Origin of the sequence: Streptomyces sp. NPDC005281 (assembly GCF_040607495.1) — a bacterium.
Taxonomy (GTDB): Bacteria; Actinomycetota; Actinomycetes; order Streptomycetales; family Streptomycetaceae; genus Streptomyces.
This window is the reverse complement of the sequence record NZ_JBEXGX010000011.1, coordinates 131,314-153,432: the sequence shown is the minus strand read 5'-3', so window position 1 is coordinate 153,432 and position 22,119 is coordinate 131,314. Positions and strand designations below refer to the sequence as shown.

Here is a 22,119-nt window from a genome sequence, read left to right as displayed (position 1 = left end):
GACCCTGACTAATTGGAAGACCGAAACTGCTAAGACTGTCTACGACCGCACGTATCGGCGAGAGAAGCCGAACGGTGAGCTGGAGACCTGGCCTGAGACCGTGCGTCGAGTGGTGGCCGGCAACGTGGCCCTGGTCCCCGAGCGGTACATCGAGCCGGGCGAGGCTGAGCGCCTGGTCGAGCTGATCGAGTCGTGGAAGGTGATGCCCGCGGGCCGTCACCTGAAGTCGAGCGGCGTCAATGACTACGCGCTGAACAACTGTTGGGCTGCTGGCTGGGACGCCCATGACCCGGCCGAGCACTTCACCTTCACTCTGCTGCGTCTGGCCGAGGGTGGCGGCGTCGGCGCCAACTACTCGAACCACTACCTGAGTGAGTTTCCGGCCGTCGTCGCGCCGGTGGCGGTTCACATGGTCTGTGACCCGAGCCATCCTGACTACCTGGACATGGTGGAGGCCGGACTCATCTCCACTGAGTACGCCTACACATGGGCCGGCGCCTACGGAGTTGAGGATTCCCGAGAGGGCTGGGCTGATGCCCTGGGCGATCTCATCCGCACGTCCCACGACTCGAAGACCCGGCACCAGCACCGCGTGTATGACGTGTCCCGCGTCCGGCACAAGGGTGCCCCTCTGCGGGCGTTCGGTGGCACGGCCTCCGGACCGGCCCCGTTCGCCGAGATGATGGTCGAGGTCGGCAAGATCCTTGCCAGCCGAGTGGACGTGGACGCCTCCGACCCGATGGGCCTGGTCCGCTATCTCGGATCTCGGCTCACTGGCATGGACGCCATGGCGATAGACCACGAGATCGCTCGGTGCATCGTCAGTGGGGGAGTCCGGCGTTCGGCGCGCATGTCCATCATGCGATGGGACGACCCGCAGATTGACGAGTTCCTGGCCTCCAAGGCTGACCAGTCGAAGCACTGGACAACGAACCTGTCGGTCGAGGTGGACGACATGTTCATTGCGGCCGCTCAGAGCATCGACACGGCAATGGGGCTTGAGGCCCAACACGTCCTTACGGCCCTCGCTGAGGGTGCCCTGACGAACGGGGAACCTGGGTTCTGGAACAGCTCCCTGAGTGCTGTCGGGGAGGTTGATGGGGTCTACACCACGAACCCATGTGGTGAGGCCCTGCTGACCCCGTATGAGCCGTGCAACCTCGGTTCGGTCAACTTGGCTGCGTTCGTGGACGAGTTCGGCACCGTCGACACTGACGGGCTGCTTGAGGCCCACCGGTTGGTGACCCGGTACCTGATCCGGGCCACATGTGCGGAGGTCGCTGACCCCAAGTCCAAGGACGCCATCTCGCGGTATCGACGCATCGGCGTTGGTCACCTGGGCTTCGCTGACTTCCTGGCGAAGAACGGTCTGAAGTACAGCGAGGTGGCCGACGACTGGCAGGTTCAGCGGACGCTAGAGCTGTTGGCCGAAGCGGTGGACGAGGCTGCGGCCGAGTACGCCAACGAGATGCGGATTCCGGTCCCGATCAAGAAGAGGGTCGTCGCCCCCACAGGCACCATCTCCAAGGTGGCCGGCGTCTCCGGAGAGGCAACTCATGCTCCTTTCGCTGCTTACTTCATTCGTCGTATCCGCTTCAGCCTGGTGGAGCCTGAAGAGGTTCGACAGGTTGAGGACTACCGGGCGAGGGGCTACCACGTCGAGCCGTGCATCTACGCGGCGAACACGGCGGTAGTGAGTATCCCGACTCGGGACCCGTTGGTGTCTCAGGTCATGGACCCGTCCGTGATCGAGCACGCCGGGATGCTGACCCTGGAGGACATGCTTGGGGTCCAGGCGCTCTATCAGCGCTATTGGGCTGACCAGGCGGTGAGTTACACGGCCTCCGTCGATCCGAGCCGGTACACGGTAGATGACGTGGCCCGTGTGCTGCTGGAGTTCATGCCCCGGCTCAAGGGCTCCACGATCTTCCCGGAGATGTCGCGGGCTCAGGCTCCGTACGAGCGGATCACCCGCGAGGAGTACAACGAGCTGGCCTCTGCTCTCGGGATCGAGACCGAAGACACCGGCTTCGATGAGATCTGCGCAAGCGGTGCCTGCCCCATCTAGCAAGTGAAGGCCGTCACAGCGGCACGAACTTGTATCTGTGACGTCTGTAATGCAGTATGGAAATAGAGGAAGGGATTCCGAGTGAGTTATCCGGACCCATTTGACGAGCGTTCCCCCTGGGACGAAGCACCTGAAGCACCTGAAGCCTCGAAGAAGGAGACGAAGTCTTTGACTACTACTGCCCCTGACGGTCCCGCCCCTTTCAAGATCGGTATCACTCTCAAGGCCGCATCGGGCTTTGACGCCGAGTGGTTCACCCCCGCCGTCTACGGCCACAGCGCCGAGGAAACCGCACGCCGCGGCGCCGAGCTGCTGGCCGCGATGAAGAGCGAGGGACTGATCGACTTCGCTGCAAAGGCGGCGGAGTACACGCGGAGTCAGTACAAGGGCAGTGGAACGAATCCGGGCGGTGGTGCCGCTCCGAAGCGGTTCAACGGCGGCAAGGTCGAGCCGAAGGGAAGCCCGAAGCTTTCCGATGACTCCTGCCCGCACGGTCGCTCTCTCGTCCAGAAGCCGAATTGGACGGCGATGTTCTGCGATGGCCCGGACGGGGACAAGTGCGAGCCGCTGTGGCAGGACAAGAAGACGGGCCAGTTCAAGGCCAACAAGTAAGACCGCACGCTGTTGATGGGGAGCCGGGTACGGCCTGGCTCCCCTTTTGCATGGGAGAAACATGGAATTCCGGTCTGAAGTCTATGCCGACTGCTGGAAGTACAGCGCTCGTGACTTCGATGTCGCAGCCGCCGCGCGTGTCTCCACGATCGGATCTGACGGCCTGGACCTCAACCTTCCCACTGAGGGCCTGATCAACTTCCTCATGCGAGACCGTCACGGGTCTCCCTTCGAGCACACGTCTTTCACGTTCTACATCGAGGCGCCAATCTTTGTGGCTCGTGAATTCATGCGCCACAGGGCTGGTTGGAGCTATAACGAGGAATCTGCACGTTATAAGGAACTTCAGCCGGTCTTCTACGTGCCGGCCGATGGCCGGCCACTGCGTCAGGTAGGCAAGCCGGGCGCTTACCAGTTCGTTGCGGGTGACTACAAGCAGCAGCGTGCCGTAAGCGGCGATCTGCGGCGAATCAGCGAAGAGGCTTACACCACCTACAAGCGCCTTCTGGATCTCGGGGTTGCTCGTGAAGTGGCCCGCATGGTGCTTCCGGTGAACATCTTCACCTCGTTCTACGCAACCTGTAACGCCCGCAGCCTCATGCACTTCCTGAGCCTTCGGACAAAGCGAGAGAACGCGGCCTTCCCCTCGTTCCCTCAGCAGGAAATCGAGATGGTTGCCGAGCAGATGGAATCCGCGTTCGCGTCCCTCATGCCCCAGACTTACGCGGCCTTTGAGAAGAACGGACGGGTGGCGCCGTGAAGATACTCGCCGCCATGGTCCTGGTGCTCGTCCTGGGCCTGAGTCAGTACGCCTGGTTCCAAGCGCCTTGCGGCCTCTGGACGTACGCCAAGGCAGGAGAGACGCCAGCTCGATGCCTGATGCATCCGTGATGAACCTAAGCCGAGTCTGGGTCTATGGCTGGGATAACGGTGGAGTCGAAATCGACTGCATTGAATGTGGCGAATCCATCGCCGCGGGCGGTTGCGCCTGCTGTGAAGGCAACGAGATAACGCTACTGGATCTCGTTAGCGCTGCCCGAGAACACATCTGTAAGGAGAAGTCTTGAACATCATTTTCTTCGTTTCCGGCATGGCCACCATGTACCTCTGTCTCGTGCTAGCCGCCATTGCCCGAGGCGACAAGTAATGGCCTACGACGACTCGTTCCTTCTCCTCACATCCCTCGTCCTGGCGGGCGCCCTGGGATACGCGGCCGGATATGGCCTCGCAAAGCTCTTCGAACACATCTTCAGTCGCTGACTCAGAAAGGTCTCAATGCAGGTCATTACCTACAAGATCAAGCGCCAGACGGTACGGATCAACGTAGCTGAGACCACATGGGACCTGGATCGGTTCATCGACTTCATCGAAGCCAACCCCGTGCTTGGTTTCGACACCGAGACGACTGGGCTCGACTGGTGGAATTCAGACCGCGGCTTCCGTATTCGGCTGGCGCAGTTCGGAAACGGAATCGAAAGCTGGGTTCTGCCGGTCGAGGTCAGTCCGCAGTTCAAGGCCGCTGCGATCTGGGCGCTTCGCAAGGCACGGCTGCTGATCGCGCACAACGGCACTTTTGACCAGCACGTCAGCGAACGAACCCTAGGAATCCCGCTCGAAGAGCTGGCTCCCAAGATGTTCGACACCAAGATTCTCGCCCACCTCGTTGACCCTCGCCAGGTCAAGGAACAGGGGCCGGGCCTGAAGCTCGAAGAGCTGATCAAGTTTTACATTGACCCCGTTTCGGCTGACGAGGTCAAGGGCTCCATGACGCAGATAGCCAAGCGGTACAAGGTCAAGAAGGCGGACATCTGGCCCGTTGTCCGGACCTTCGACAAGGACTATTTGCTGTACGCGGGCATGGACCCGATATGGGCGTACAGGCTCCTTCACATCCTTCTGCCGAAGGTGCCGGCCCGCTCTAAGGCCAAGGGCCTGATCGGCTGGGAACACCGTCTCGCACACGTCATGGCGAAGACGGAGAGGACCGGGTACTTGGTTGACCGGGAGTACGCAGAGATGCGTATTTCCGAGCTGAAGGCCGAGGAACAGAAGTGGCTAGAGGTTGCCCATCAATGGGTCGAGAACGTCAACTCCGACAAGCAGCTCATTGAGGCATTCCAGGGTTTCGGATTCAAGCTGACGAAGAAGACCCCCAAGGGCAACCTCAGCATGGACGCCGAGGTACTGGACTCCATCGATCACCCTTTGGCCGAGGCAGTCAAGAAGGCGACGAAGGCCGCTAAGTGGCGGAAGACGTGGTTTGAGGCTGCTATCAACGGGATGGACTCTCAGGGCCGCGTACATGCCAGCGTGAACCCTCTCCAAGCCAGAACGGCAAGGATGTCAATTTCCGGGGCCATCGCGGCACAGACATTCCCTTCTGGGGATGGCTATGTGCGCTCCTCATTCCTCGCAGAGGAAGGCCATGTCTCGGTGTCCATCGACTTCGGAAACATGGAGCTGCGATTCCTCGCCGCGGAGTCGCGAGATCCGGTCATGGTGGACGCCTTCCTGAATGGCAAGGATCTGCACCAGATCACCGCTGAGGCGGCCGGCGTCCCTCGCAAGGTCGGGAAGATGGGGAACTTCCTAATCGTGTTCGGGGGAGGTTGGAAAGCCCTCATGGATGGGGCCCATGTCTCCGAACAGGTTGCTCGGAAGACCATCGAAGCCTTCGGCGAAACCTATACGTGGGTCGACAAGCTGTCGAAGAAGCTGATGGGCGACGCCAAGCGGTACGGCTTCATCTACACGGTTACTGGTCGACGCCTTCCGGTAGACCGGAGCCGGTCATACGCGGCCCTCAACTACTACATCCAGAGCGGATCACGGGACATCACGGCCCGTGCCGTCCTGAATCTCGATCGTGCCGGATTCACTCCCTGGGTTCGCCTCGTAATTCACGACGAGATCGTATTCAGCTTCCCGAAGGAACGAGCGAAGGAACTCACCGAGCAAGCCGCTCGGATCATGGAATTCACAGTCAAGGGCGTACTGATTCCTGCTGAGGGAGAGATCGGAGACCGGTCATGGGGCTCCATTCTCGACCTCGAAGACAGCAAGCACTAGGAGGGGCATTTGAAGCTGAGCGAGTTGATTGCTGACGCGGAACGGACTCTGAAGGAGTTCGGCGACATCCCGGTGGTCGTCCCTGATACGGGCTGTGGATGTTGTCGTGACTACGTATTCGAGCCTGCCGAGACCTCGATCGAGAAGGGGCGGGAGGCGTGGGACGTAGGTATGCGGGAGATTCTTACGCTCCCTACCGCATTCGTTGTGGGCTGACCATTTGGAAGAGGTCGAAGACTGCGAATGGTGCCAGAACTATGAGGCCGTAGGGCTCTTCAACCTAGACGACGTAGAAACCGGCCTGTGTGCCGAATGTGCTGCTGATAACGACGCGGAGAGATGCGAATGACTGAGAAGAACCCCGAGGCCGAGTCCATCATGTCGAACATCGAAAGCCAGATGGCCCTTGCTGGCCTGGAAAAGCGTGGAGAGTACGCGGCCGGTATCGCCATCCTGGCGGGCGACATCCTGAAGATTGCCCTGTCGAACGGTGTCCCGTACGCCCTTGCGCGAGAGATGGCCTCTGACTTCTGGAAGGCGGAGATGCTGGCCGACACGATCGCCGGCCTTCTCCGCGGTGCGGACCTGGACGACGACGAGGAGTGAGGCACTGAGCTGCAATACCCACTACGCATGCACCGTTCTGCACGGTGCGAAGCGTCCTTGCTGGGACTGCTACTTCCTGAGCCTCGCTGAAGCGGCCTCAGAGCGTGGGGACTGTATTCGGAAGCAGGTTGGGGCGGTCCTGGTCCGCCCCGACCACCGAACCGTCATCACGGGCTACAACGGCTCTGCCCCTGGCGGTCCGAGCTGCCTCGAAGGCGACTGCGCGCGGTGCAACAGCGATGTGCCGGCCGGTACGAGCTATGAGGGCTGCATCGAGTACCACGCCGAGGCCAACGCCATCATGTGGGCGAGGCCCGAAGACCGGATCGGTACCACGATCTACGTGACGTTCGAGCCCTGCGGCGACTGTCGGAAGCTCATCCGCGGTGTAGGCATCGCTCACGTGGTGTGGCTCGTGAACCGGACCAACATCCGTCGTTGGACCGTCTGAAGGAATGAATTGACTGTAGACGAGTGGGTCAAGTACCAGCTTGACCGAGCGCCGCAGATTCCGGCTAAGCAACTGGCGGATGCCCTGTCTGCGTTCGGTATCCGCATCGAAGTGCCTGAGCAGTAGCAGTGAGGCCCCCTCCAGTCGGAGGGGGCCTCTTCGTCATTCGTCGCGGAAGACCGGTGTCAGACGCGAGAGGTCGACACCCGCACCTCGCTTGCTCGTTGGGCCTACAAGCACCGATCGGAGCACTGAGCGGATCACGTCCCGCTGCCTCTCGATGGACAGTTGGCCCCAACCGTCCTTCAATGCGTCGAGCGAGGGCGCCAGGTTGGGCCTGGTGGCCTGGTACAGCGCCCTCTCACCTCGTAGCTTCTCGATCTTGCCTTCAAGGTCGTCCAGCATGATGGCGTAGGTAGTGGGCTTGATCTCGCCCGCGTTGTACATGGTCTTGATCTTGGCAAGCTCGCTCTCAGCCTCCGTAAGATCTGGCGCTTTCTCCCACTGCTTCTCTTCCGGCTCCTTGGCAAGGCTGAGGCTCGCTGCTGCCTTCTCCAGATACTCGGACACGAGCTGACGGATAATCTCGTCCGTCTTGTTCCGGATGATCGACACGTTTCCGCAACCGCTGGCGCCCTCACAACAACGGTACTTCGGGTACTTGGACTTGCTGTTGGCGGCGGTCATGCGGGTGCCGCAGGCGCCGCAACGCAAGATGCCTGACAGCAGGGTGCTGATCCGGTACTCGCGGGCCTGGCCCGCGCCCTGGTTCGCCTCCCACTTGGTTTTAAGGGCACTCCAGGACTGCACGGAAACAAGCGCGTCCCAGTCTCCCGTGACGTATGCGCCCTCGTCGTCCTTGAGAGGTTCACCTTGGTAGACCCGGATGCCTGCGTTGCGAGGGTTCATCAGGATGCGCCGGACTGCCGTCCGGTCGTAGGGCTTCCCTGTCCGCCCGACGAAACCCGCTTCCTTGAAGCGCCGCGTCACTGTGGCTACGGCGTCCCCTTGGATACCAGCCTCGGTCTGCTGGATGACCATCTCAGCTTCATTGGGCCGAGCAGTCTTACGGTCTTCCTCCCACCCGAAGGGCCGGTGCCCGCCTGACACTTCGCCCTCTCTCGCCTTCCTCAGCATCTCTCGCTTGAGTCGGCGGGACATGTCCTCAGACGCCTTGTTAGCCACGCTCACCATGATGCGCGCACTGAAGCGCCCGTCAGGAGTGGAAAGGTCGAAATTCTGCCCCGAGAGGGTGACGAACCCGAGCTTCTGCTTGGCGCCCTCGTAGATGTCGATGACCCGCTCAAGGTCTCGGTTCTGCCGAGTCAGGCGGTCAATGTCTACGGCTAGGATGCCGCCACGTAGCCCCGACCTCCCAAGGTCGACAAGCATTCGCTCAAAGTCCTTGCGCCTCACGCGGCGCTTGAAGGCGCTGAGGTTGTTGTCCTCGTACCAGACGAGAGGCACGCCCATGTTGTCGGCAAGGGCCGACAAGTCTTCTCGCTGCTTGAGGACGCCCTTCCGCTCCCTCTCCTTGGCTTCCTCCGCGGTGATCGCACCCGCGTTGACGAGGTACCTCAACTCTGCGAGGTCGGCATCTGATATTCGGCAGTACGCGCACCAGGGCCTAATAGTCTCCGTCACCCTGTCCCTCCCCGGCATTTCTTGATACTGTGACGAGTAAACCACATTAATGCGTTTGGCGGTCCTTCTGCTGGGAGGCGGCTTGGGATCATGCCGCGGGGCTCCTCCTGGTCGAGGAGGCCGGCGGCGCCCATCTGACGCTCAGTGGCGAGCCGTTCCGTGTCACCGGGGGCAACGCGCTGCCGTTCACCGCGGCCCGGGACGAAGCCACGGCCCGCCGGGTGAGCGCCCTGCTGACGGCACAGCCGGAGTGGGTGGCGGCCCGCGCCTGAGCGCGAGTTCCACGGCTGTGCGTGAGCGGAGCCCCGGGGCCGCGCCCGAGCGGGAGCCCCACGGCCGCGCCCGAGCCGAGCTCCACGGCCCGCGCGGGTCCGGCTCCCTCGCGGCGGCCGGCGCACGGCACAGGGTGTTTCGGCCCAACGCCCCGTACCGTCAAGGCTGTCGGTCCTCCGGCATATGCTGATCCTCAGTGGCCATCGGCTGACGAAGGAGTCCGACTGTGCCGTCGATGCTCGATGCGGTCGTGGTGGGTGCGGGGCCGAACGGACTGACGGCTGCCGTGGAGCTGGCCCGCCGGGGCTTCTCCGTGGCCGTGTTCGAGGCCCGCGACACGGTGGGCGGGGGTTCGCGCACCGAAGAGCTCACCCTGCCCGGTTTCCGGCACGACCCCTGTGCTGCGGCGCACCCGCTCGGAGTCAACTCGCCCGCCTTTCGCGCGATGCCCCTGGAGCGGTACGGCCTGGAGTGGCTGCACGCGGAGCTCCCCATGGCGCACCCGTTCCCGGACGGCTCGGCGGCGGTGCTCGCGCGGTCCGTGGCCGAGACGGCGGCCTCCTTCGGGCCCCGTGACGCGGGCGCGTACCGCAGGCTCGTCGCGCCGTTCCTGAGCAAGTGGGACACCCTGGCGCACGACTTCATGTCGCTGCCGCCGACCGCGCTGCCCCGGGACCCCGTCACCCTCGCCCGGTTCGGTCTGGCCGGGCTGCCGCCGTCGACCTGGCTGATGCGCCGATTCCGCGACGAGCGGGCCAGAGCCCTGTTCGCCGGTCTGGTGGCGCACGTCATGGCGCCGCTGGAGGGGATCGGCACGGGTGCCGTCGGCCTGGTCTTCGCGCTGGCCGCGCACGCCAGGGGCTGGCCCGTCGCGCGTGGCGGCTCCCAGTCCATCTCCGACGCGCTCACCGCGTACCTCAAGGACCTCGGCGGCACCGTCCACACCGACTACGAGGTCAAGCGTCTGGACGATCTGCCCCCCGCCCGGGCGTACGTCTTCGACACCTCGCCCACCGCGCTGGCCCGCATCGCGGGTTTCGGGCGGTACTACGAGGGCTACCGGTACGGGGCGGGCGCCTTCAAGATCGACTACGCGCTGGACGGGCCCGTGCCCTGGACCGCCGAGCGGGCCCGCGTCGCCGGGACGGTCCAGGTCGGGGCGAGCCGGGCGGAGATCGGCACCGCGCTGCGTGCGGCCTCGCGCGAGGGCCGGGCACCCGACACGCCGTTCCTGATCACCGTGCAGCCGAGCGTCGTGGACCCGTCCCGCGCCCCCGAGGGCAAACAGGTCTTCTGGGCCTACGGCCATGTCCCGAACGGCTGGACCGGAGACCTCACCGACGCGATCGAGCGCCAGCTGGAGCGGTTCGCGCCGGGCTTCCGCGACCGGGTGCTGGCCCGAGCGACCGCCGGACCGCCCGTGCTCGCGGCCCGCAACGCCAACTACGTGGGCGGGGACATCGCCTGCGGCGCCGCCTCCGGGCTCCAGCTCATGCTCCGCCCCAGGCTGTCCCTGTCCCCGTACGGAACCCCGCACCCCGCCGTCTTCCTGTGCTCCTCGGCCACCCCGCCCGGCCCCGGGGTACACGGGATGTCGGGGCACAACGCGGCGAAGGCCGTCTGGAGGAGGCTGAGAGAGTCATGACCACGATCACGCTGGTGCGGGGCGACATCACCCGCCAGAGGGTCGACGCCGTCGTCAACGCGGCGAACTCCTCGCTGCTCGGCGGCGGAGGCGTCGACGGAGCCATCCACCGCCGCGGCGGTCCCGCCATTCTCGCCGAGTGCCGCGAGCTGCGCGCCGGGCACTACGGCAAGGGTCTGCCGACCGGCCGGGCGATCGCCACGACGGCGGGCGACCTCGACGCCCGCTGGGTGATCCACACCGTGGGCCCCCGCTATGCCCGGGAAGAGGACCGGTCGGAGCTGCTGGCCTCCTGCTACCGCGAGTCGCTGCGGGTCGCCGACGAGCTCGGCGCCCGTACGGTCGCCTTCCCCGCCGTCTCCGCGGGCATCTACGGCTGGCCGATGGACGACGCGGCGCGGATCGCGGTGGAGACCGTCAGGGCCGCCGAGACCGACGTCGAGGAGATCCGCTTCGTCCTCTTCGACGAACGGGCGTACGACGCCTTCGCCGGGCAGGTGGACTGACGGTTCGGACCCCGGCCGGCGTCGGCTGAACGCGGCGCGGGCCCGGCGCTCGCCTCCACGACCGCGGCCCAGGTTCGCGGAGGCCGTATGCGACCCGGGTTCCGCGCAGGCCGGTCGCCCCGGGTTCCGTGGAGGCCGGATGTCCCCCGGTCGCTTCCGTGGCCCGATGCGGTGGACGGTCCGGTCACAGGGGCAGGTCGACCACCAGTGGCCGGTGATCCGAGACGGGCGTGCTCGGCGCGTGCGCGCCGACGGCCGTGCCCGCGTCGATGCCGGTGGCCAGTACATGGTCCAGCTGGACGAGGGGGCGGTGCGCGGGATAGGTGGGCGTACGGGCCAGGTCCCGCCAGCCGCGCGGTACAGGCCCGGTGTCACCGGGCCGGGTCCTGGCGGGTAGGGCCGGGCCGAGGACCGTTCGCGGCAGCGCCCCGGGCAGGTTGAAGTCGCCGAGGAGCACCCGGGGTCCGGGCAGGTCGGAGATCCAGGCGCGGACGGCGAGCAGCTGGCGGATGTTCCAGCCGGGCACGAACGACAGGTGCACGGCCACCACGGTGAACGGGCCGCGGCTTCCCTCCAGCACGGCGGCCAGTGCCGCCCGGGGCTGGTCCCTGGACACGGTGAGCCCGCGGTGTCCGGGCGTCCGCAGCGGCATGGGAACCGGCGCCGGGGCCAGCCGCCGTGCCCTCCAGTGCCGTACGGGCAGCCGGGACAGCAGAGCGATGCCGTGCGAGGGGACGCCGTCGCCCGCCTCGGCCTCGCGCGGCCCGTACACCCGCAGGCCGGGTACGGACGGTTCCGGGGCCCAGCCGCCGCCCGCCCTCGCCATGCCGTGGAACGCGGACGCGTAGCGCCAGTCCCGGGCGCCGGATCCCTCGGCCGCGGCGGACGCCTGGTCCACCCCGCCCGAGCGTTCCTGGAGCCGGTCCACCTCCTGGAGCGCGACCACGTCGGCGTCCAGCGACGCCACGGCCCGCACGAGCGGCGCCTCGGGGCCGCCCGAGGCCCGTACGGAGACGGGTCTGCCGTCCGCCAACGTCCGTCCGTGCAGCACGTTGAACGTGGCGAACCGCACCAGCCCGGAGCGCGCGGGACCGGCGTGAGCCGTCTCGGAAGGTGTCATGAGCGCGACGGTACCCGCCGGGGCTGTGCGGTCGGGCGAGTGGAGGCCCGCAGGTGTCCGCGGGCCGGGGCGGGGCACGCGGATGTCACAGGCCGGGCAGCGTCTCCGCCAGCAGTCGGAGCAGATCGCCCGTGGCGTCGGCCGCGCCGAGCGCCGGCAGGGCGCCGAGTGCGAGTACGGCCGCTCCGACGGACCGCATGACGGGTGGGGGAGCGGTCTGGAGGGCCGCGATCCGGCGGGTGACGGCGTGTTCGGAGAAGTGCAGGGCGCATCCGGGGCGGGCGCGCTGGGAGACGAGGGCGGCCCGGGCCAGGGCGCGGGCCGTCGTCCGCCGGTCGCCCACGGTGCTCGCCGCCTCCTCGTCGGCCCACCGCTCCAGCAGGAAGGCGACGGTGTCGCGGACCGGAACGAGCAGGGGGTTCGCCGCCGCGGCCAGGGCCATGGCGGTCGAGAGCATCGCGTGCCGGTACCTCAGATGGGCGCGCTCATGGGCGAGCAGAACCCGCCGTTCGGCGGGCTCGAGCGCGCCGAGCATCGCTGCCGTGACGAGGATCCGGCCCGGCTTGCCGGGGATCGCGAAGGCGTGCGGGGTCGGCGAGGCCGCGACGACGAGCTCGCTGTCCGGCGGATGTCCCTCGCACAGCCTGAGCAGGACCCGGCGGGTCGCGATGTGTGTTCGTACAACACGAAGGAGCCGGTGGGCGATGACGGCGAGGGCGGCCATCGCCAGCACGGCGACGGTCTCCGGAACCGGTTCGGGCAGTGCCCGGCCGTCCTCGCCGGCCTCGGCGACCACCGCGGGCGCCTGGTCGATCAGAGTGGCCCCGAGGAGCAGCAGCGCCCAGGTGGACGCGGCCGCGGTCAGCGTCGCGGCCGCGACGAGCACGCGGGCCGCCAGACCGGGCGACACCCGCCTGCCGACGAGCGGGGCGATCGAGGTGAGGAGCAGCGCCAGCACGAGCGGAACGTAGACGTCGATCCTCATGGCCCGGTCCCTCCGAGGAGGTCGCGCAGGGCTTCCTCCTCCTGGCGGCTGAGGCCGGTGACGAACTGCTGGAGGGCCGCGATCGGGTCGGGTCCGCGGTCGAGCGCCTCGTGCATGGCCTCGGCCGTCAGCTGGGCCGCGTTCTTCGCGGGGCGGTACGCGCCGCGCCGGCCGTCAACGTCCCGGAGCACAAGGCCCTTGTCGTACAGACGTTTGAGGATGGTGTGCACCGTGTTGTAGGCGAGTCCGCCGCCGATCTCGGCCTGGATCTCGGCGGGCGTCAGTGCGTCGTCGGTGGCCCACAGGGCGGCGAGGACCTCGCTCTCCAGCTCGCCCGCGCTGCGCCGTTCCGCCCTTCCGTGGGGACCTGTGCCAGCCATGCCCGTCACCTTACAGTGCGTAGCCAAGCCTGGAACGGTGCCGGTCCGGGGCCTGTGTCCCGGACCGCCCCGCGGGCCGCATACCGCCCCCGGGTACCTCCTCCAATGCCTGTCCCGTTCGGCACCTTCTTCTGGTGGGCGGTAGTTTGTCCATGATTCCACGGCTCCCGGCCTCACCCTACGTCTTGTAGGGTGATAAAACCCTACAGTGTGTAGGGCTGAAGGGTGGACGATGGCCAAGACCCAGAACGTCCCGCTCATCGGCACCCGGCGGCCCCGACCGTCGGACCGGACGGCCCGCGCGTCCTGGCGCCTCGGTGACCTGGGCCTTCTCGCCCTGGTGGCGGCCGGCTTCGTCCTGGCCCAACTGATCCTCGTGCACCCCGCGATGGGTCTCGGCTGGGACGAGACCGTATACGTCAGCCAGGTCTCCCCCCATGCCCCGGCGGCGTTCTTCAGCGCGCCGAGGGCCCGAGGAATCTCACTGCTCGTCGCGCCGGTGGCCTCCTGGTCGTCCTCGACCGTCCTGCTCCGGGTCTACCTCGCCATACTCTCCGGCCTCGGCCTGTTCGTGGCCCTGCGCGTGTGGCGCGGGCTGTTCCCCGTCCGCGTCCTCGCCCTCGCGGGAGCCCTGTTCGCGACGCTGTGGGTGACCCTCTTCTACGGGCCCCAGGCCATGCCCAACTACTGGGTCGCGATCGGTGCCATGGTCTGCGTCGGGTGCTTCCTGCGGGCCCAGGCGGGCGGCCGGGACCGGGCGGCGCTGTGGGGGATCGGCCTCGGTGCCGCGCTGATGGCGTGGATGCGGCCCCCCGACGCGGTCTGGGTGACGCTTCCGCTCCTCGTCCTCGTCGTGGCTGCCCCCCGGTGGCGGCGGGTCCGGCCGCTGCTCGCGCTCGTCGCGGGTCTGCTGGCCGGCGCGGCCGAATGGATCGTCGAGGCGTACGTCAGCTACGGCGGCCTGGGGCAACGGCTCTCCGACGGCTCGCGCATCCAGGGCGGCCTCGGCTGGAACATCGCCATCGGCGACCAGATGCGCAGCCTCGGCGGACGCGTGCTGTGCCGGCCGTGCAGCGGCGGGATGCCGAACCCCGTGGTGATGGGGTGGTGGTTCGTCCTGCCGCTGATCGCCCTCCTCGGCCTGGTGATCGCCGTCAGGGCCCGCCGCCAGGCGCCCACCCTGCTGCTCCTGGCCTGCGCCACGACGGCCGGGATCCCGTACCTCTTCATGATCGGATACGCGGCCCCGCGCTTCCTGCTGCCGCTCTACGCCCTCGCCGCGATCCCCGTCGCCGACGCCCTCGTCCATCTGCTCACCGTCCCCGGCGGGCGTTGGCGGCCGGTGATCGTGACACTGGTGGCCGTCGGTCTCGCCGGGCATCTGGCCGTGCAGTTCGCGGTGCTGGAGGCCGCGGTGGGGCGCACCACCGACAGTCACCGAGGCTGGGCGGCGACGGCGGCGGAACTGCACCGGCTCGGCGTATCGCCGCCCTGCGAGCTGGGCGGCGATCAGTCCGTCCCCATCGCCTTCTACGCCGGCTGTTCGTCGGTGGCGACCGGCGGGCACAACGCCAACGCCACCGCGGCGGGCATCGCACGTTCCGCCCGGCACATGCCGGTCGCGGTCCTCACGGCCCCGGGAGGGAAGCCGCCCGGATACGCCCGCGCCTGGGCGCCCCATCGGGTCGGTGACGTCGACATCTACGTCTCGCCGGGGGCGGGGGCCGGTACGCCGTGACCCTTCCGCCGAAGACGCCCTCACCGGCGGACAGGGTGTGGCCGGCCCGCCGAGGCCGCGCGGCGAACCCCGGCCGGTCTTCCGGCGGCGAACCGGCGGGCGTGCCGGTTCCGGCCGGGAGCCGGGCGGCCGGCGGCGTACCCGCGTCCGACGGGTTCCCCGGGCCGACGGCCGTAGGCCTGGGGACGTTGTCGCCCGGGCCGCTCTCCGGCCCGGCCGGACCGTCGTACCCCGCGCCGGCCGACGGCGGGCCGACCACCGCCGGCCGGCGACTGAACGTGCGGGACGGGCGGGTGGGCCGGCACGCCGGACTCTCGCTGCTCGTGCTCGTGGGCGCCGGGTTCCTCGCCCACCGGCACTGGCCGGTGATCGCGGCGGCAGCAGGCCGGCTCACCCACGCCGACCGGGGCTGGCTGATGGTGGCGGCCGTCGCCACCCTGGCGACCTGGGCGTGCTCCGCCCTCGCCCAGCAGGGCGCGGTGACGGAGACGCTGCCCGCCGGGCGGCTGGTGGCGGTGCAGTTCGCGGCCGCCTCCGCGAATCATCTGCTGCCCTCGGGACTCGGCGCGGGTGCCGTCAACCTGCGCTTCCTGACCCGGTGCGGACTGCCCGTCACCCGTTCCGCCACCGCGCTCGCGGTCAAGGCCTGTGCCGGAACCGTCGTACGCGGCTGTCTGATCGGCGTACTCGCCCTGGCCTGCCCGGGCGCGCTTCGCCTCCCGAGGCTGACGGCGAGCGCCTGGACCGTGGCCGCCTGGACAGCGGGCGCCGTGGCGGTGGCCGTCGCCGTGGCCCTTCTCGCGGGGCCGCTGAGGCGAGCCGTGCGGTGTGTGCTCCTGGACGTCCGGGCCGTGCACGAACTGCCCGCGCGTGCCGCGGCGCTGTGGGGCGGATCGCTCGCCTTCGCCGCGCTGCACACCATCGTGGTCATCTCCGTGACCCAGGCCATCGGCCTGCCGCTGTCGCCTGCCCGGGTGGCCCTCGCCTATCTCGTCGCGAGCAGTGCCGCCGTCCTGCTGCCCACACCGGGCGGCCTCGGCTCGCTGGACGCCGCTCTCGCGCTGGCCCTCACCCTGGCGGGGGCGCCCGGCGACGCGGCCGCGTCCACGGTCATCGGCTACCGGCTGCTCACCGTATGGCTTCCGCTGATCCCCGGGCTGGTGGCGCTGGGCCTGCTGATCCGCCGACGGGTGCTGTGAACGAGGGGCGGGCCCGGGGGCATGCGGCGGTCAGGATCCTTTCAGGCATCCGCTGACACCCTCGGGCCTCATGATCTACGAGACGACTGAGACCTCCGGGAGTCCCGAGGCGTACGGCCGTACCGGTGCCCAGGACGGCGCCGGCCGCCGCGCGCGCTGGAACAAGGTGCCCGAAGTCACCGCGTACTTCTGGATCATCAAGGTGCTGTGCACGACGGTCGGCGAGACCGCGGCCGACCTCCTGAACGAGAAGCTGGGCATGGGCCTGACCGGCGTCTCGCTGCTGATGAGCGGGCTGCTGGTGATCGTCCTGGTGGTCCAGTTCCGCACCAAGTCCTACCGGGCGGGCGTGTACTGGCTCGCCGTGGCGCTGATCAGCGTCGTGGGGACGCTGATCAGCGACAACCTCACCGACAACCTGGGCGTGCCGCTGGAGACCAGCACCGCCGTGTTCGCCGTCGCCCTCGCCGTGACCTTCTTCGTCTGGCACCGCCGCGAGGGGACGCTGTCCATCCACAGTGTCGACACACTCTCCCGCGAGGCCCATTACTGGCCGGCGGTGCTCTTCACCTTCGCGCTCGGCACCGCGGCCGGTGACCTGGTGGCCGAGCGCATGGCCCTCGGGTACTGGGTCTCCGCCGTGCTGTTCGGCCTCGCGATCGCCGCGGTCGCCGTCGCGCACTTCGCGCTCGACCTGAACGCCGTGCTCAGCTTCTGGACCGCGTACATCCTGACCCGGCCGCTCGGCGCGTCGATCGGCGACTACCTCTCGCAGCCGACCGGCCACGGAGGCCTCGGCTTCGGCACCGTCGTCACCAGTGTGCTGTTCCTGGCGGTCATCCTCGGGCTGGTCGTCCGTCTCTCGATCACCCGCCCGGACGTGACCGGCACCGACCGGTCCGCCCTTCAGGCGGGCTGAGCGGGGGACGGTCCCCGCGGGAGGCGCGGTGTCGGGCCCTCAGCCCGCCGGAAGCCCGACCACGAAGGTCGCGCCCGCGGCGCCCGCCTCCTCGTGGTGGACCTCGCCTCCGGCGGAGCGGGCCAGGCGTCGCGCGAGCGGCAGACCGAGGCCCGCTCCGCCGTGTCCGTCCTCGGGATCGGCGCGGCGCCCCGGCTGGAAGAGCTGCGGCGCGAACGACGCGGGTACGCCCGCCCCGTCGTCCACGACCTCCACGCGGACGCCGCCGGGCCGCGCTCCGGCCCGGATCTCGACGCGGCCGCGCGCGTGCCGCACGGCGTTGTCGAGCAGTGGGCTGACGATGCGTTCCAGCAGAGCGTCCGGCACCCCGGCCACCAGGCCCGCCGGAGGGCCGGCGACAGTGATCTCCACCTCCGGCCTGGTGGTGGCGGCACGGCCAGCGAGCCGGTGCAGCACGGGAGCGACCTCGCTGGTGCCCGGTGCGGCGGACGCGCTGTCACGGGCGTCGTCGAGCAGCGTGTCGCAGATCGTGCGCATGGACCGGGCCGCGTCCGCCATGACCTCCTGAGCGGCCAGGGTCTCCTCCTCGGACCGCGGCCTGGAGCGCAGCCAGTCGAGCTCGGCGATGATCCTGGCGAGCGGATTGCGCAGTTCGTGCGACAGCTCCTGGGTGAGCTGCCGCTCATGGCGCAGCAGGGCCCGGATGCGGTCCAGGAGCGAGTCGAGCGACCCGCCCAGCCGGGCGAGTTCATCGGGCCGGCCTATGCTCCCGAAGCGTTCCTGCGAGGCCACGGCGCTCCACCGGGTGGCCTGGTCGGTCATGGTGCGTACGGGACGCAGGGCGCGGCCCACCGCGAGACGCGTCAGCGCGTACGTGCAGGCGAGCATGACGGCGTCCAGGGCGAGCGACGCGAACAGCAGGGTGTCGGCCGAACCGAGGTAGGGGGACAGGTCGAGGGCGGTGACGACGGTCGCGCCGGTGCCGTCACTCGGCACAGGACGCGCGCACAGCCGGACCGGGCCCTGCCCGTCGGCGGTGACGCAGCGCGTCCCGCCCCGGGCGGCGAGGGCGCCGGCCGCGCGGGTGAGCGGACCCGTGGTGGTGGCCGCCGGCGGCTTCTCCAGGAGCCGGCCGCCCGCGTAGATCCACACGTTCGCGTCGAGCAGCTCCTCGCCCGGCGTCTCCAGGACGCGCGGCCGGGTGCCGCTGGTGTCGACGGTCGCGGCGACGGCCGTGCCCCGCGTACGCAGTTCGTCGTCCGCCTGGTGCTGGAGGTGCCGTCGCACGACGGTGTTGAACGACACCGTGAGAATCACCATCAGCAGGGTGGCGGTGGTCAGCGCGACCAGCGAGAGCCGGCCCCGCAGGGTCCCCGGCCACCATGAGGCGAACGCTCCGCGGAACACCGCTCGTGCCTTCGGACCGCGCGCGGCGGCCCGCCGCGTGCGTGAGGGATCCGGCCTCATGACAGACGGTGTCCGATGCCCCGAGCGGTCGTGACCGTCAGTTCGCTGCCGCCGTCCCGGAGCTTGCGGCGCAGCCGGGTCAGATACTGGTCGAGCGTGTTGTCGCTGACCTGGGCTCCCTCCGGCCAGCCGGCCCGGGTCAGCTCCCGGCGGCCGACGATCGCCCCGGACGCCGCCATCAGCGCCGCCAGCAGACGGAACTCCGTCGGAGTCAGCGCGACCTGGTGGCCGCGCACGGTCAGGCTGTGGGCGACCGGGTCCAGCACCAGGTCACCGGCGGTGCCGGACGGACCCGGTCCGGCGCGCTTGAGGGCCGCCCGCAGCCGGGCCGCCAGCTCCGTCAGATGGAACGGCTTGGGTAGATAGTCGTCGCCTCCGGCCGAGAAGCCGGCCAGCCGGTCGGTGAGGTGGTGGTGGGCCGTCAGGAAGATCACGGGGGACAGGAAGCCGTTGGCCCGGATCGCCTGGCACACGTCCCGTCCGTCGGCGTCGGGCAGACCGACGTCGAGGACGGCCGCGTCGATGTCGTCCCCGGCCAGCCGCAGCGCGGTCGCGCCGTCCTGTGCCGGCACGGTGTCGAAGCCCTCGTCCCGCAGCCCGCGCCGCAGGACGTCACGCAGCGCGTGGTCGTCCTCGACGACCAGGATCCGCCGGCGCATACGGCCCGATCACCCGCTCTTCACGAGTCGGGGCGCGATGAGCAGGACCCCGAGCCGCGACGCGGCCAGCGGGTGTCCCGACACGTCGGGCATCCTGCGCAGGGCCGCAGACATCACCATCGCGACCAGAGTTCCGACGAGCACACCCGCCGCGACGTCGTGCGGATAGTGCGCCCCCACCCAGACGCGGGAGGCGGCCATGGCGCCCGCGGCCACGATGGCGACGGTGCCGAGGCGGCGCGAGACGAAGAACAGCGCGACGGCCGCCGCGGCGGCGATCGCCGCGTGATTGCTGGGGAACGACCAGTCACCGGGGGCCGGGCACGCCTCCAGCGTCGTCACCCGCAGGCTCTGACAGGGCCGGTCCTCGCGCACCAGCAGCTTCACACCGAGATCCACCACGTACGCCACGACGACGAGGAGCGGCACGGCGAGCGCGGCCAGCGCCGCCCTCGGGCTCTCGCGCCGCGCCCGCCACCAGCCCAGCACCATCAGCACGGCGAACAGGCCGAGCCCGTACGTCGACCAGAAGGACACCAGACTGTCCAGCCACGAGGGGGAGTCCTGCGCGAGATCGTTCACGTACCGGTAGGAGGAGCCGTCGATCGAGGATCCGTCGAAAGCCAGGATCATCCCTGGACCTCCTCCTTGTTCGCGGCGCTCCTCCGGCGCGAGCGGTACAGCTCGGCGGCGAGGGGGGCCAGGGACACGAGGACGATGACCGCGACGATCGGGAGCAGATAGCGGTCGACGTTCGGGATCGAGGAACCCAGCGCGTACCCGCCGAGGATGAGGCCGATGCTCCAGACGAGGCCGCCGGCCACCTGCCACACGGTGAAGGTGCGCACCGGCACGCCCAGGGCGCCCGCCATCGGGTTCAGGACCGTGCGTACGACGGGGATGAAGCGGGCCAGCACGATCGCCTTGGCGTATCCGTACCGGTTGAGGAGCTCCTCCGCGCGGTGCGCGCCCGACTTGAGGCGGGGGGAGGAACCACGGTCGAGCAGCGCGCCGCCCGCCTTCCGTCCGATCAGATAGCCGGTCTGGGCGCCGACCAGAGCGCCGACGGCCGCGGCGATGAGCAGCGGGGGGAGCGACAGCTTCAGGCCGTCCTGCCCCGATCGGGTGCAGAGCAGGCCCGCCGTGAACAGCAGCGAGTCGCCGGGCAGGAAGAAGCCGATCAGCAGGCCGGTCTCCGCGAACATCACCACGCCCACCCCCAGCACACCGAAGGCGGCGAGCAGGGACTGCGCGCTGAGAATATTCACGGCGAGGTCGGACGCTGTGAACAATGGTGCGGCCATCGTCGCGGACCCTCTCATACTGGTAGGGGCGGGCAGGGTCGAAACCCGGGCCCGACTGACTACAATTCTGTAGACGGTCTACTGAACTGTAGACGATGGTGGGGTGAGGATCGTTCCCATGAGCAGTGACAAGGACGAGCGCCGTCCGGCGGGAGAGCTGGAGGCCAGCGTGATGGCGGCGCTCTGGGCCGCGGGCGTGCCGCTCACGCCGGGCCGCGTGCAGAACGAGCTGGACTCCGGTCTGGCCCGCACGACGGTGACGACGATTCTGTCCCGGCTGCACGAGAAGGGCATCGTCCGCCGCGAGCGGCTGGGCCGGGGCTACGCGTACGTCCCCGTCCAGGACCCGCACGGCCTCACCGCCCGCCGCATGCACACCGAGCTCGACCGCGACGACGACCGGGAGACCGCCCTGGCCCGCTTCGTCGCCCAGCTCAGCCCCGACGACGAGCGGCTCCTGCGGGACCTGCTGGAGCCGGACCTCGGCCCGCGCCCGGAACCGGGTGAGGGATGATCCTTCTCCTGATGGTCCCGCTGCTGGTCCCCTTCGCGCTGGGACCGCTGGCCCGCCGCTGCCTCGACCGGCTCACCCCGGTGGCCGCGCTGTGGTCGGTGACCCTCGCGCTGGTCGTGCTGGCCGGGGCCTCCGTGGCCTCGCTGGGCGCGCTCGTCCTGACGGGCCTGCTCAAGGTGCCCCTGCTCGCCGGCCTCGGCGACCTGGTCCACCCCCTGCGCACCGCCTCGGACCTCGTCGTCCTGCCCGTCGCCGCCGCCGCGACGGGTGTGCTCACCGTGGGCGCCTGGACAGTCGTCCGCTCGGCCCTGCGCCAGCTGCGCGCCTTCCGCTCCGCCCGCAGCCAGGCCGACCGCCGTCCCGCCGCGGGCGACCTGTGCGTCATCGAATCACCGCACCCCGACGCCTACGCGCTCCCGGGCCGGCCGCACCGCATCGTCGTCACCACCGCGATGCTGCGCAGCCTCTGCGCCGACGAGCGCGAGGCCCTCTTCGCCCACGAGCGGGCCCACAACGCGGGCGGCCACCACCACTTCCTCGTCCTGGCCGAACTCGCGGCCCACTGCCACCCGGGGCTGCGCAGTGTCCGCGCGACCGTCGCGCTCGCGGCGGAACGCGCCGCGGACGAGGCCGCTGCCGTCGCCGTGGGGGACCGGAGGCTGATCGCCCGGGCCATCGCCCGCGCCGCCCTGGCCACCGGCGAGGCCCGCTCCGAGCGTCCCGACTTCGCCCCGGCGGCCACCGCGGGCCCCGTCCCCCAGCGGGTCGCGGCCCTTCTCGCCGTCCCCCGGCACCGCCCCCGCGCCGCCGCCTGGATCGCCGTCCTCCTCGCCGCCTGCGCCGCCGTCTCGGCCGGCGCGTCGGGGGCGGGTGTGGTGGCCTTCCACCACCAGGTGGAGATCGCGCAGGGCGAGGAGACCCGCTGACGGGATCCGGTACGCGCCCGGCTCCGGCCGGCAC

Annotated in this window: 21 protein-coding genes and 1 pseudogene; 14 read left to right on the top strand and 8 right to left on the bottom strand. The window is 69.2% G+C overall.

Features of this window, described 5'->3' with window-relative positions:
* Positions 1–4 precede the first annotated feature (4 nt).
* The 6 genes from nrdJ to ABZV42_RS17560 all read left to right on the top strand — a co-directional run bounded on the left by nrdJ (position 5) and on the right by ABZV42_RS17560 (position 6,806).
* Positions 5–2,068, top strand: coding sequence for a ribonucleoside-triphosphate reductase, adenosylcobalamin-dependent (gene nrdJ, locus ABZV42_RS17585; protein ID WP_356052647.1), 2,064 nt, complete (start codon positions 5–7; stop codon positions 2,066–2,068).
* An 81-nt stretch (positions 2,069–2,149) separates the two neighbouring features.
* Positions 2,150–2,680: a hypothetical protein gene (locus tag ABZV42_RS17580; RefSeq protein ID WP_356052478.1), complete on the top strand. Its 531-nt coding sequence runs from the start codon at positions 2,150–2,152 to the stop codon at positions 2,678–2,680.
* A 61-nt stretch (positions 2,681–2,741) separates the two neighbouring features.
* On the top strand, positions 2,742–3,440 hold the full coding sequence (thyX, locus tag ABZV42_RS17575) for an FAD-dependent thymidylate synthase (protein ID WP_356052476.1): 699 nt from the start codon (positions 2,742–2,744) through the stop codon (positions 3,438–3,440).
* 515 nt (positions 3,441–3,955) lie between these two features.
* Positions 3,956–5,749: a DNA polymerase gene (locus ABZV42_RS17570; RefSeq protein ID WP_356052474.1), complete on the top strand. Its 1,794-nt coding sequence runs from the start codon at positions 3,956–3,958 to the stop codon at positions 5,747–5,749.
* Between the two features lie 345 nt (positions 5,750–6,094).
* Complete coding sequence (locus ABZV42_RS17565) at positions 6,095–6,355, top strand: hypothetical protein (RefSeq protein ID WP_356052471.1); 261 nt, start codon at positions 6,095–6,097, stop codon at positions 6,353–6,355.
* Positions 6,240–6,806 (top strand): deaminase, encoded by a 567-nt coding sequence (locus ABZV42_RS17560; protein WP_356052469.1) that lies wholly within the window; start codon positions 6,240–6,242, stop codon positions 6,804–6,806. Before ABZV42_RS17565 ends, ABZV42_RS17560 begins: the two co-directional genes overlap by 116 nt.
* 162 nt (positions 6,807–6,968) lie before the next feature.
* Here the strand turns inward: ABZV42_RS17560 and ABZV42_RS17555 are convergent, their stop codons facing one another.
* Positions 6,969–8,450, bottom strand: coding sequence for a recombinase family protein (locus ABZV42_RS17555; protein WP_356052467.1), 1,482 nt, complete (start codon positions 8,448–8,450; stop codon positions 6,969–6,971).
* A 62-nt stretch (positions 8,451–8,512) separates the two neighbouring features.
* On the opposite strand from ABZV42_RS17555, the pseudogene ABZV42_RS17550 reads away from it, so the two are divergent.
* From ABZV42_RS17550 to ABZV42_RS17540, 3 genes and pseudogenes are all read left to right on the top strand, one after another.
* Positions 8,513–8,722 (top strand): annotated as a pseudogene (locus ABZV42_RS17550) (inositol monophosphatase family protein); the annotation flags it as partial.
* Positions 8,723–8,958: 236 nt separating this feature from the next.
* Complete coding sequence (locus tag ABZV42_RS17545; RefSeq protein WP_356052645.1) at positions 8,959–10,368, top strand: NAD(P)/FAD-dependent oxidoreductase; 1,410 nt, start codon at positions 8,959–8,961, stop codon at positions 10,366–10,368.
* Positions 10,365–10,874 (top strand): O-acetyl-ADP-ribose deacetylase, encoded by a 510-nt coding sequence (locus tag ABZV42_RS17540; protein WP_355978781.1) that lies wholly within the window; start codon positions 10,365–10,367, stop codon positions 10,872–10,874. The genes ABZV42_RS17545 and ABZV42_RS17540 overlap by 4 nt, the downstream gene beginning before the upstream one ends.
* Positions 10,875–11,058: 184 nt before the next feature.
* On the opposite strand, the gene ABZV42_RS17535 is transcribed toward ABZV42_RS17540, so the two are convergent.
* The 3 genes from ABZV42_RS17535 to ABZV42_RS17525 form a co-directional block, all read right to left on the bottom strand.
* On the bottom strand, positions 11,059–11,994 hold the full coding sequence (locus tag ABZV42_RS17535) for an endonuclease/exonuclease/phosphatase family protein (RefSeq protein WP_355978778.1): 936 nt from the start codon (positions 11,992–11,994) through the stop codon (positions 11,059–11,061).
* An 85-nt stretch (positions 11,995–12,079) separates the two neighbouring features.
* Entirely contained in the window at positions 12,080–12,979 is a 900-nt protein-coding gene (locus ABZV42_RS17530) for a M56 family metallopeptidase (protein WP_355978775.1), read from the bottom strand.
* A complete protein-coding gene (locus ABZV42_RS17525; RefSeq protein WP_355978772.1) occupies positions 12,976–13,359 on the bottom strand; it encodes a BlaI/MecI/CopY family transcriptional regulator in 384 nt (127 codons plus the stop codon). Before ABZV42_RS17525 ends, ABZV42_RS17530 begins: the two co-directional genes overlap by 4 nt.
* A gap of 232 nt (positions 13,360–13,591) precedes the next feature.
* Here ABZV42_RS17525 and ABZV42_RS17520 point away from each other — a divergent pair, with 232 nt between their 5' ends.
* The 3 genes from ABZV42_RS17520 (at position 13,592) to ABZV42_RS17510 (ending at position 17,215) form a co-directional block, all read left to right on the top strand.
* Positions 13,592–15,097 (top strand): hypothetical protein, encoded by a 1,506-nt coding sequence (locus ABZV42_RS17520; RefSeq protein ID WP_355978769.1) that lies wholly within the window; start codon positions 13,592–13,594, stop codon positions 15,095–15,097.
* 293 nt (positions 15,098–15,390) lie between these two features.
* On the top strand, positions 15,391–16,296 hold the full coding sequence (locus ABZV42_RS17515) for a lysylphosphatidylglycerol synthase domain-containing protein (RefSeq protein ID WP_355978926.1): 906 nt from the start codon (positions 15,391–15,393) through the stop codon (positions 16,294–16,296).
* A 70-nt stretch (positions 16,297–16,366) separates the two neighbouring features.
* Positions 16,367–17,215, top strand: a complete 849-nt coding sequence (locus tag ABZV42_RS17510) for a hypothetical protein (RefSeq protein ID WP_355978766.1) — start codon at positions 16,367–16,369, stop codon at positions 17,213–17,215.
* 39 nt (positions 17,216–17,254) lie between these two features.
* On the opposite strand, the gene ABZV42_RS17505 is transcribed toward ABZV42_RS17510, so the two are convergent.
* The 4 genes from ABZV42_RS17505 to ABZV42_RS17490 are packed head-to-tail and all read right to left on the bottom strand — an operon-like array spanning position 17,255 to position 20,645.
* Complete coding sequence (locus ABZV42_RS17505) at positions 17,255–18,622, bottom strand: HAMP domain-containing sensor histidine kinase (protein WP_355978763.1); 1,368 nt, start codon at positions 18,620–18,622, stop codon at positions 17,255–17,257.
* Between the two features lie 56 nt (positions 18,623–18,678).
* Positions 18,679–19,341, bottom strand: coding sequence for a response regulator transcription factor (locus ABZV42_RS17500; RefSeq protein ID WP_355978760.1), 663 nt, complete (start codon positions 19,339–19,341; stop codon positions 18,679–18,681).
* 9 nt (positions 19,342–19,350) lie between these two features.
* Positions 19,351–19,974, bottom strand: coding sequence for a phosphatase PAP2 family protein (locus ABZV42_RS17495; protein ID WP_355978757.1), 624 nt, complete (start codon positions 19,972–19,974; stop codon positions 19,351–19,353).
* Entirely contained in the window at positions 19,971–20,645 is a 675-nt protein-coding gene (locus ABZV42_RS17490) for a DedA family protein (protein WP_355978754.1), read from the bottom strand. The genes ABZV42_RS17495 and ABZV42_RS17490 overlap by 4 nt, the downstream gene beginning before the upstream one ends.
* A gap of 118 nt (positions 20,646–20,763) precedes the next feature.
* On the opposite strand from ABZV42_RS17490, the gene ABZV42_RS17485 reads away from it, so the two are divergent.
* Complete coding sequence (locus ABZV42_RS17485) at positions 20,764–21,159, top strand: BlaI/MecI/CopY family transcriptional regulator (protein WP_355978751.1); 396 nt, start codon at positions 20,764–20,766, stop codon at positions 21,157–21,159.
* A complete protein-coding gene (locus ABZV42_RS17480) occupies positions 21,156–22,085 on the top strand; it encodes a M48 family metalloprotease (protein WP_355978748.1) in 930 nt (309 codons plus the stop codon). The genes ABZV42_RS17485 and ABZV42_RS17480 overlap by 4 nt, the downstream gene beginning before the upstream one ends.
* The last annotated feature ends 34 nt before the right edge of the window (positions 22,086–22,119 follow it).

Coding starts and splice junctions, on each gene's coding strand:
- thyX (WP_356052476.1), top strand. CDS start 2,742: ATGGAATTCCGGTCTGAAGTCTATGCCGACTGCTGGAAGTACAGCGCT.
- ABZV42_RS17570 (WP_356052474.1), top strand. CDS start 3,956: ATGCAGGTCATTACCTACAAGATCAAGCGCCAGACGGTACGGATCAAC.
- ABZV42_RS17565 (WP_356052471.1), top strand. CDS start 6,095: ATGACTGAGAAGAACCCCGAGGCCGAGTCCATCATGTCGAACATCGAA.
- ABZV42_RS17545 (WP_356052645.1), top strand. CDS start 8,959: ATGCTCGATGCGGTCGTGGTGGGTGCGGGGCCGAACGGACTGACGGCT.
- ABZV42_RS17540 (WP_355978781.1), top strand. CDS start 10,365: ATGACCACGATCACGCTGGTGCGGGGCGACATCACCCGCCAGAGGGTC.
- ABZV42_RS17535 (WP_355978778.1), bottom strand. CDS start 11,994: ATGACACCTTCCGAGACGGCTCACGCCGGTCCCGCGCGCTCCGGGCTG.
- ABZV42_RS17530 (WP_355978775.1), bottom strand. CDS start 12,979: ATGAGGATCGACGTCTACGTTCCGCTCGTGCTGGCGCTGCTCCTCACC.
- ABZV42_RS17525 (WP_355978772.1), bottom strand. CDS start 13,359: ATGGCTGGCACAGGTCCCCACGGAAGGGCGGAACGGCGCAGCGCGGGC.
- ABZV42_RS17520 (WP_355978769.1), top strand. CDS start 13,592: ATGGCCAAGACCCAGAACGTCCCGCTCATCGGCACCCGGCGGCCCCGA.
- ABZV42_RS17510 (WP_355978766.1), top strand. CDS start 16,367: ATGATCTACGAGACGACTGAGACCTCCGGGAGTCCCGAGGCGTACGGC.
- ABZV42_RS17500 (WP_355978760.1), bottom strand. CDS start 19,341: ATGCGCCGGCGGATCCTGGTCGTCGAGGACGACCACGCGCTGCGTGAC.
- ABZV42_RS17495 (WP_355978757.1), bottom strand. CDS start 19,974: ATGATCCTGGCTTTCGACGGATCCTCGATCGACGGCTCCTCCTACCGG.
- ABZV42_RS17490 (WP_355978754.1), bottom strand. CDS start 20,645: ATGGCCGCACCATTGTTCACAGCGTCCGACCTCGCCGTGAATATTCTC.
- ABZV42_RS17485 (WP_355978751.1), top strand. CDS start 20,764: ATGAGCAGTGACAAGGACGAGCGCCGTCCGGCGGGAGAGCTGGAGGCC.
- ABZV42_RS17480 (WP_355978748.1), top strand. CDS start 21,156: ATGATCCTTCTCCTGATGGTCCCGCTGCTGGTCCCCTTCGCGCTGGGA.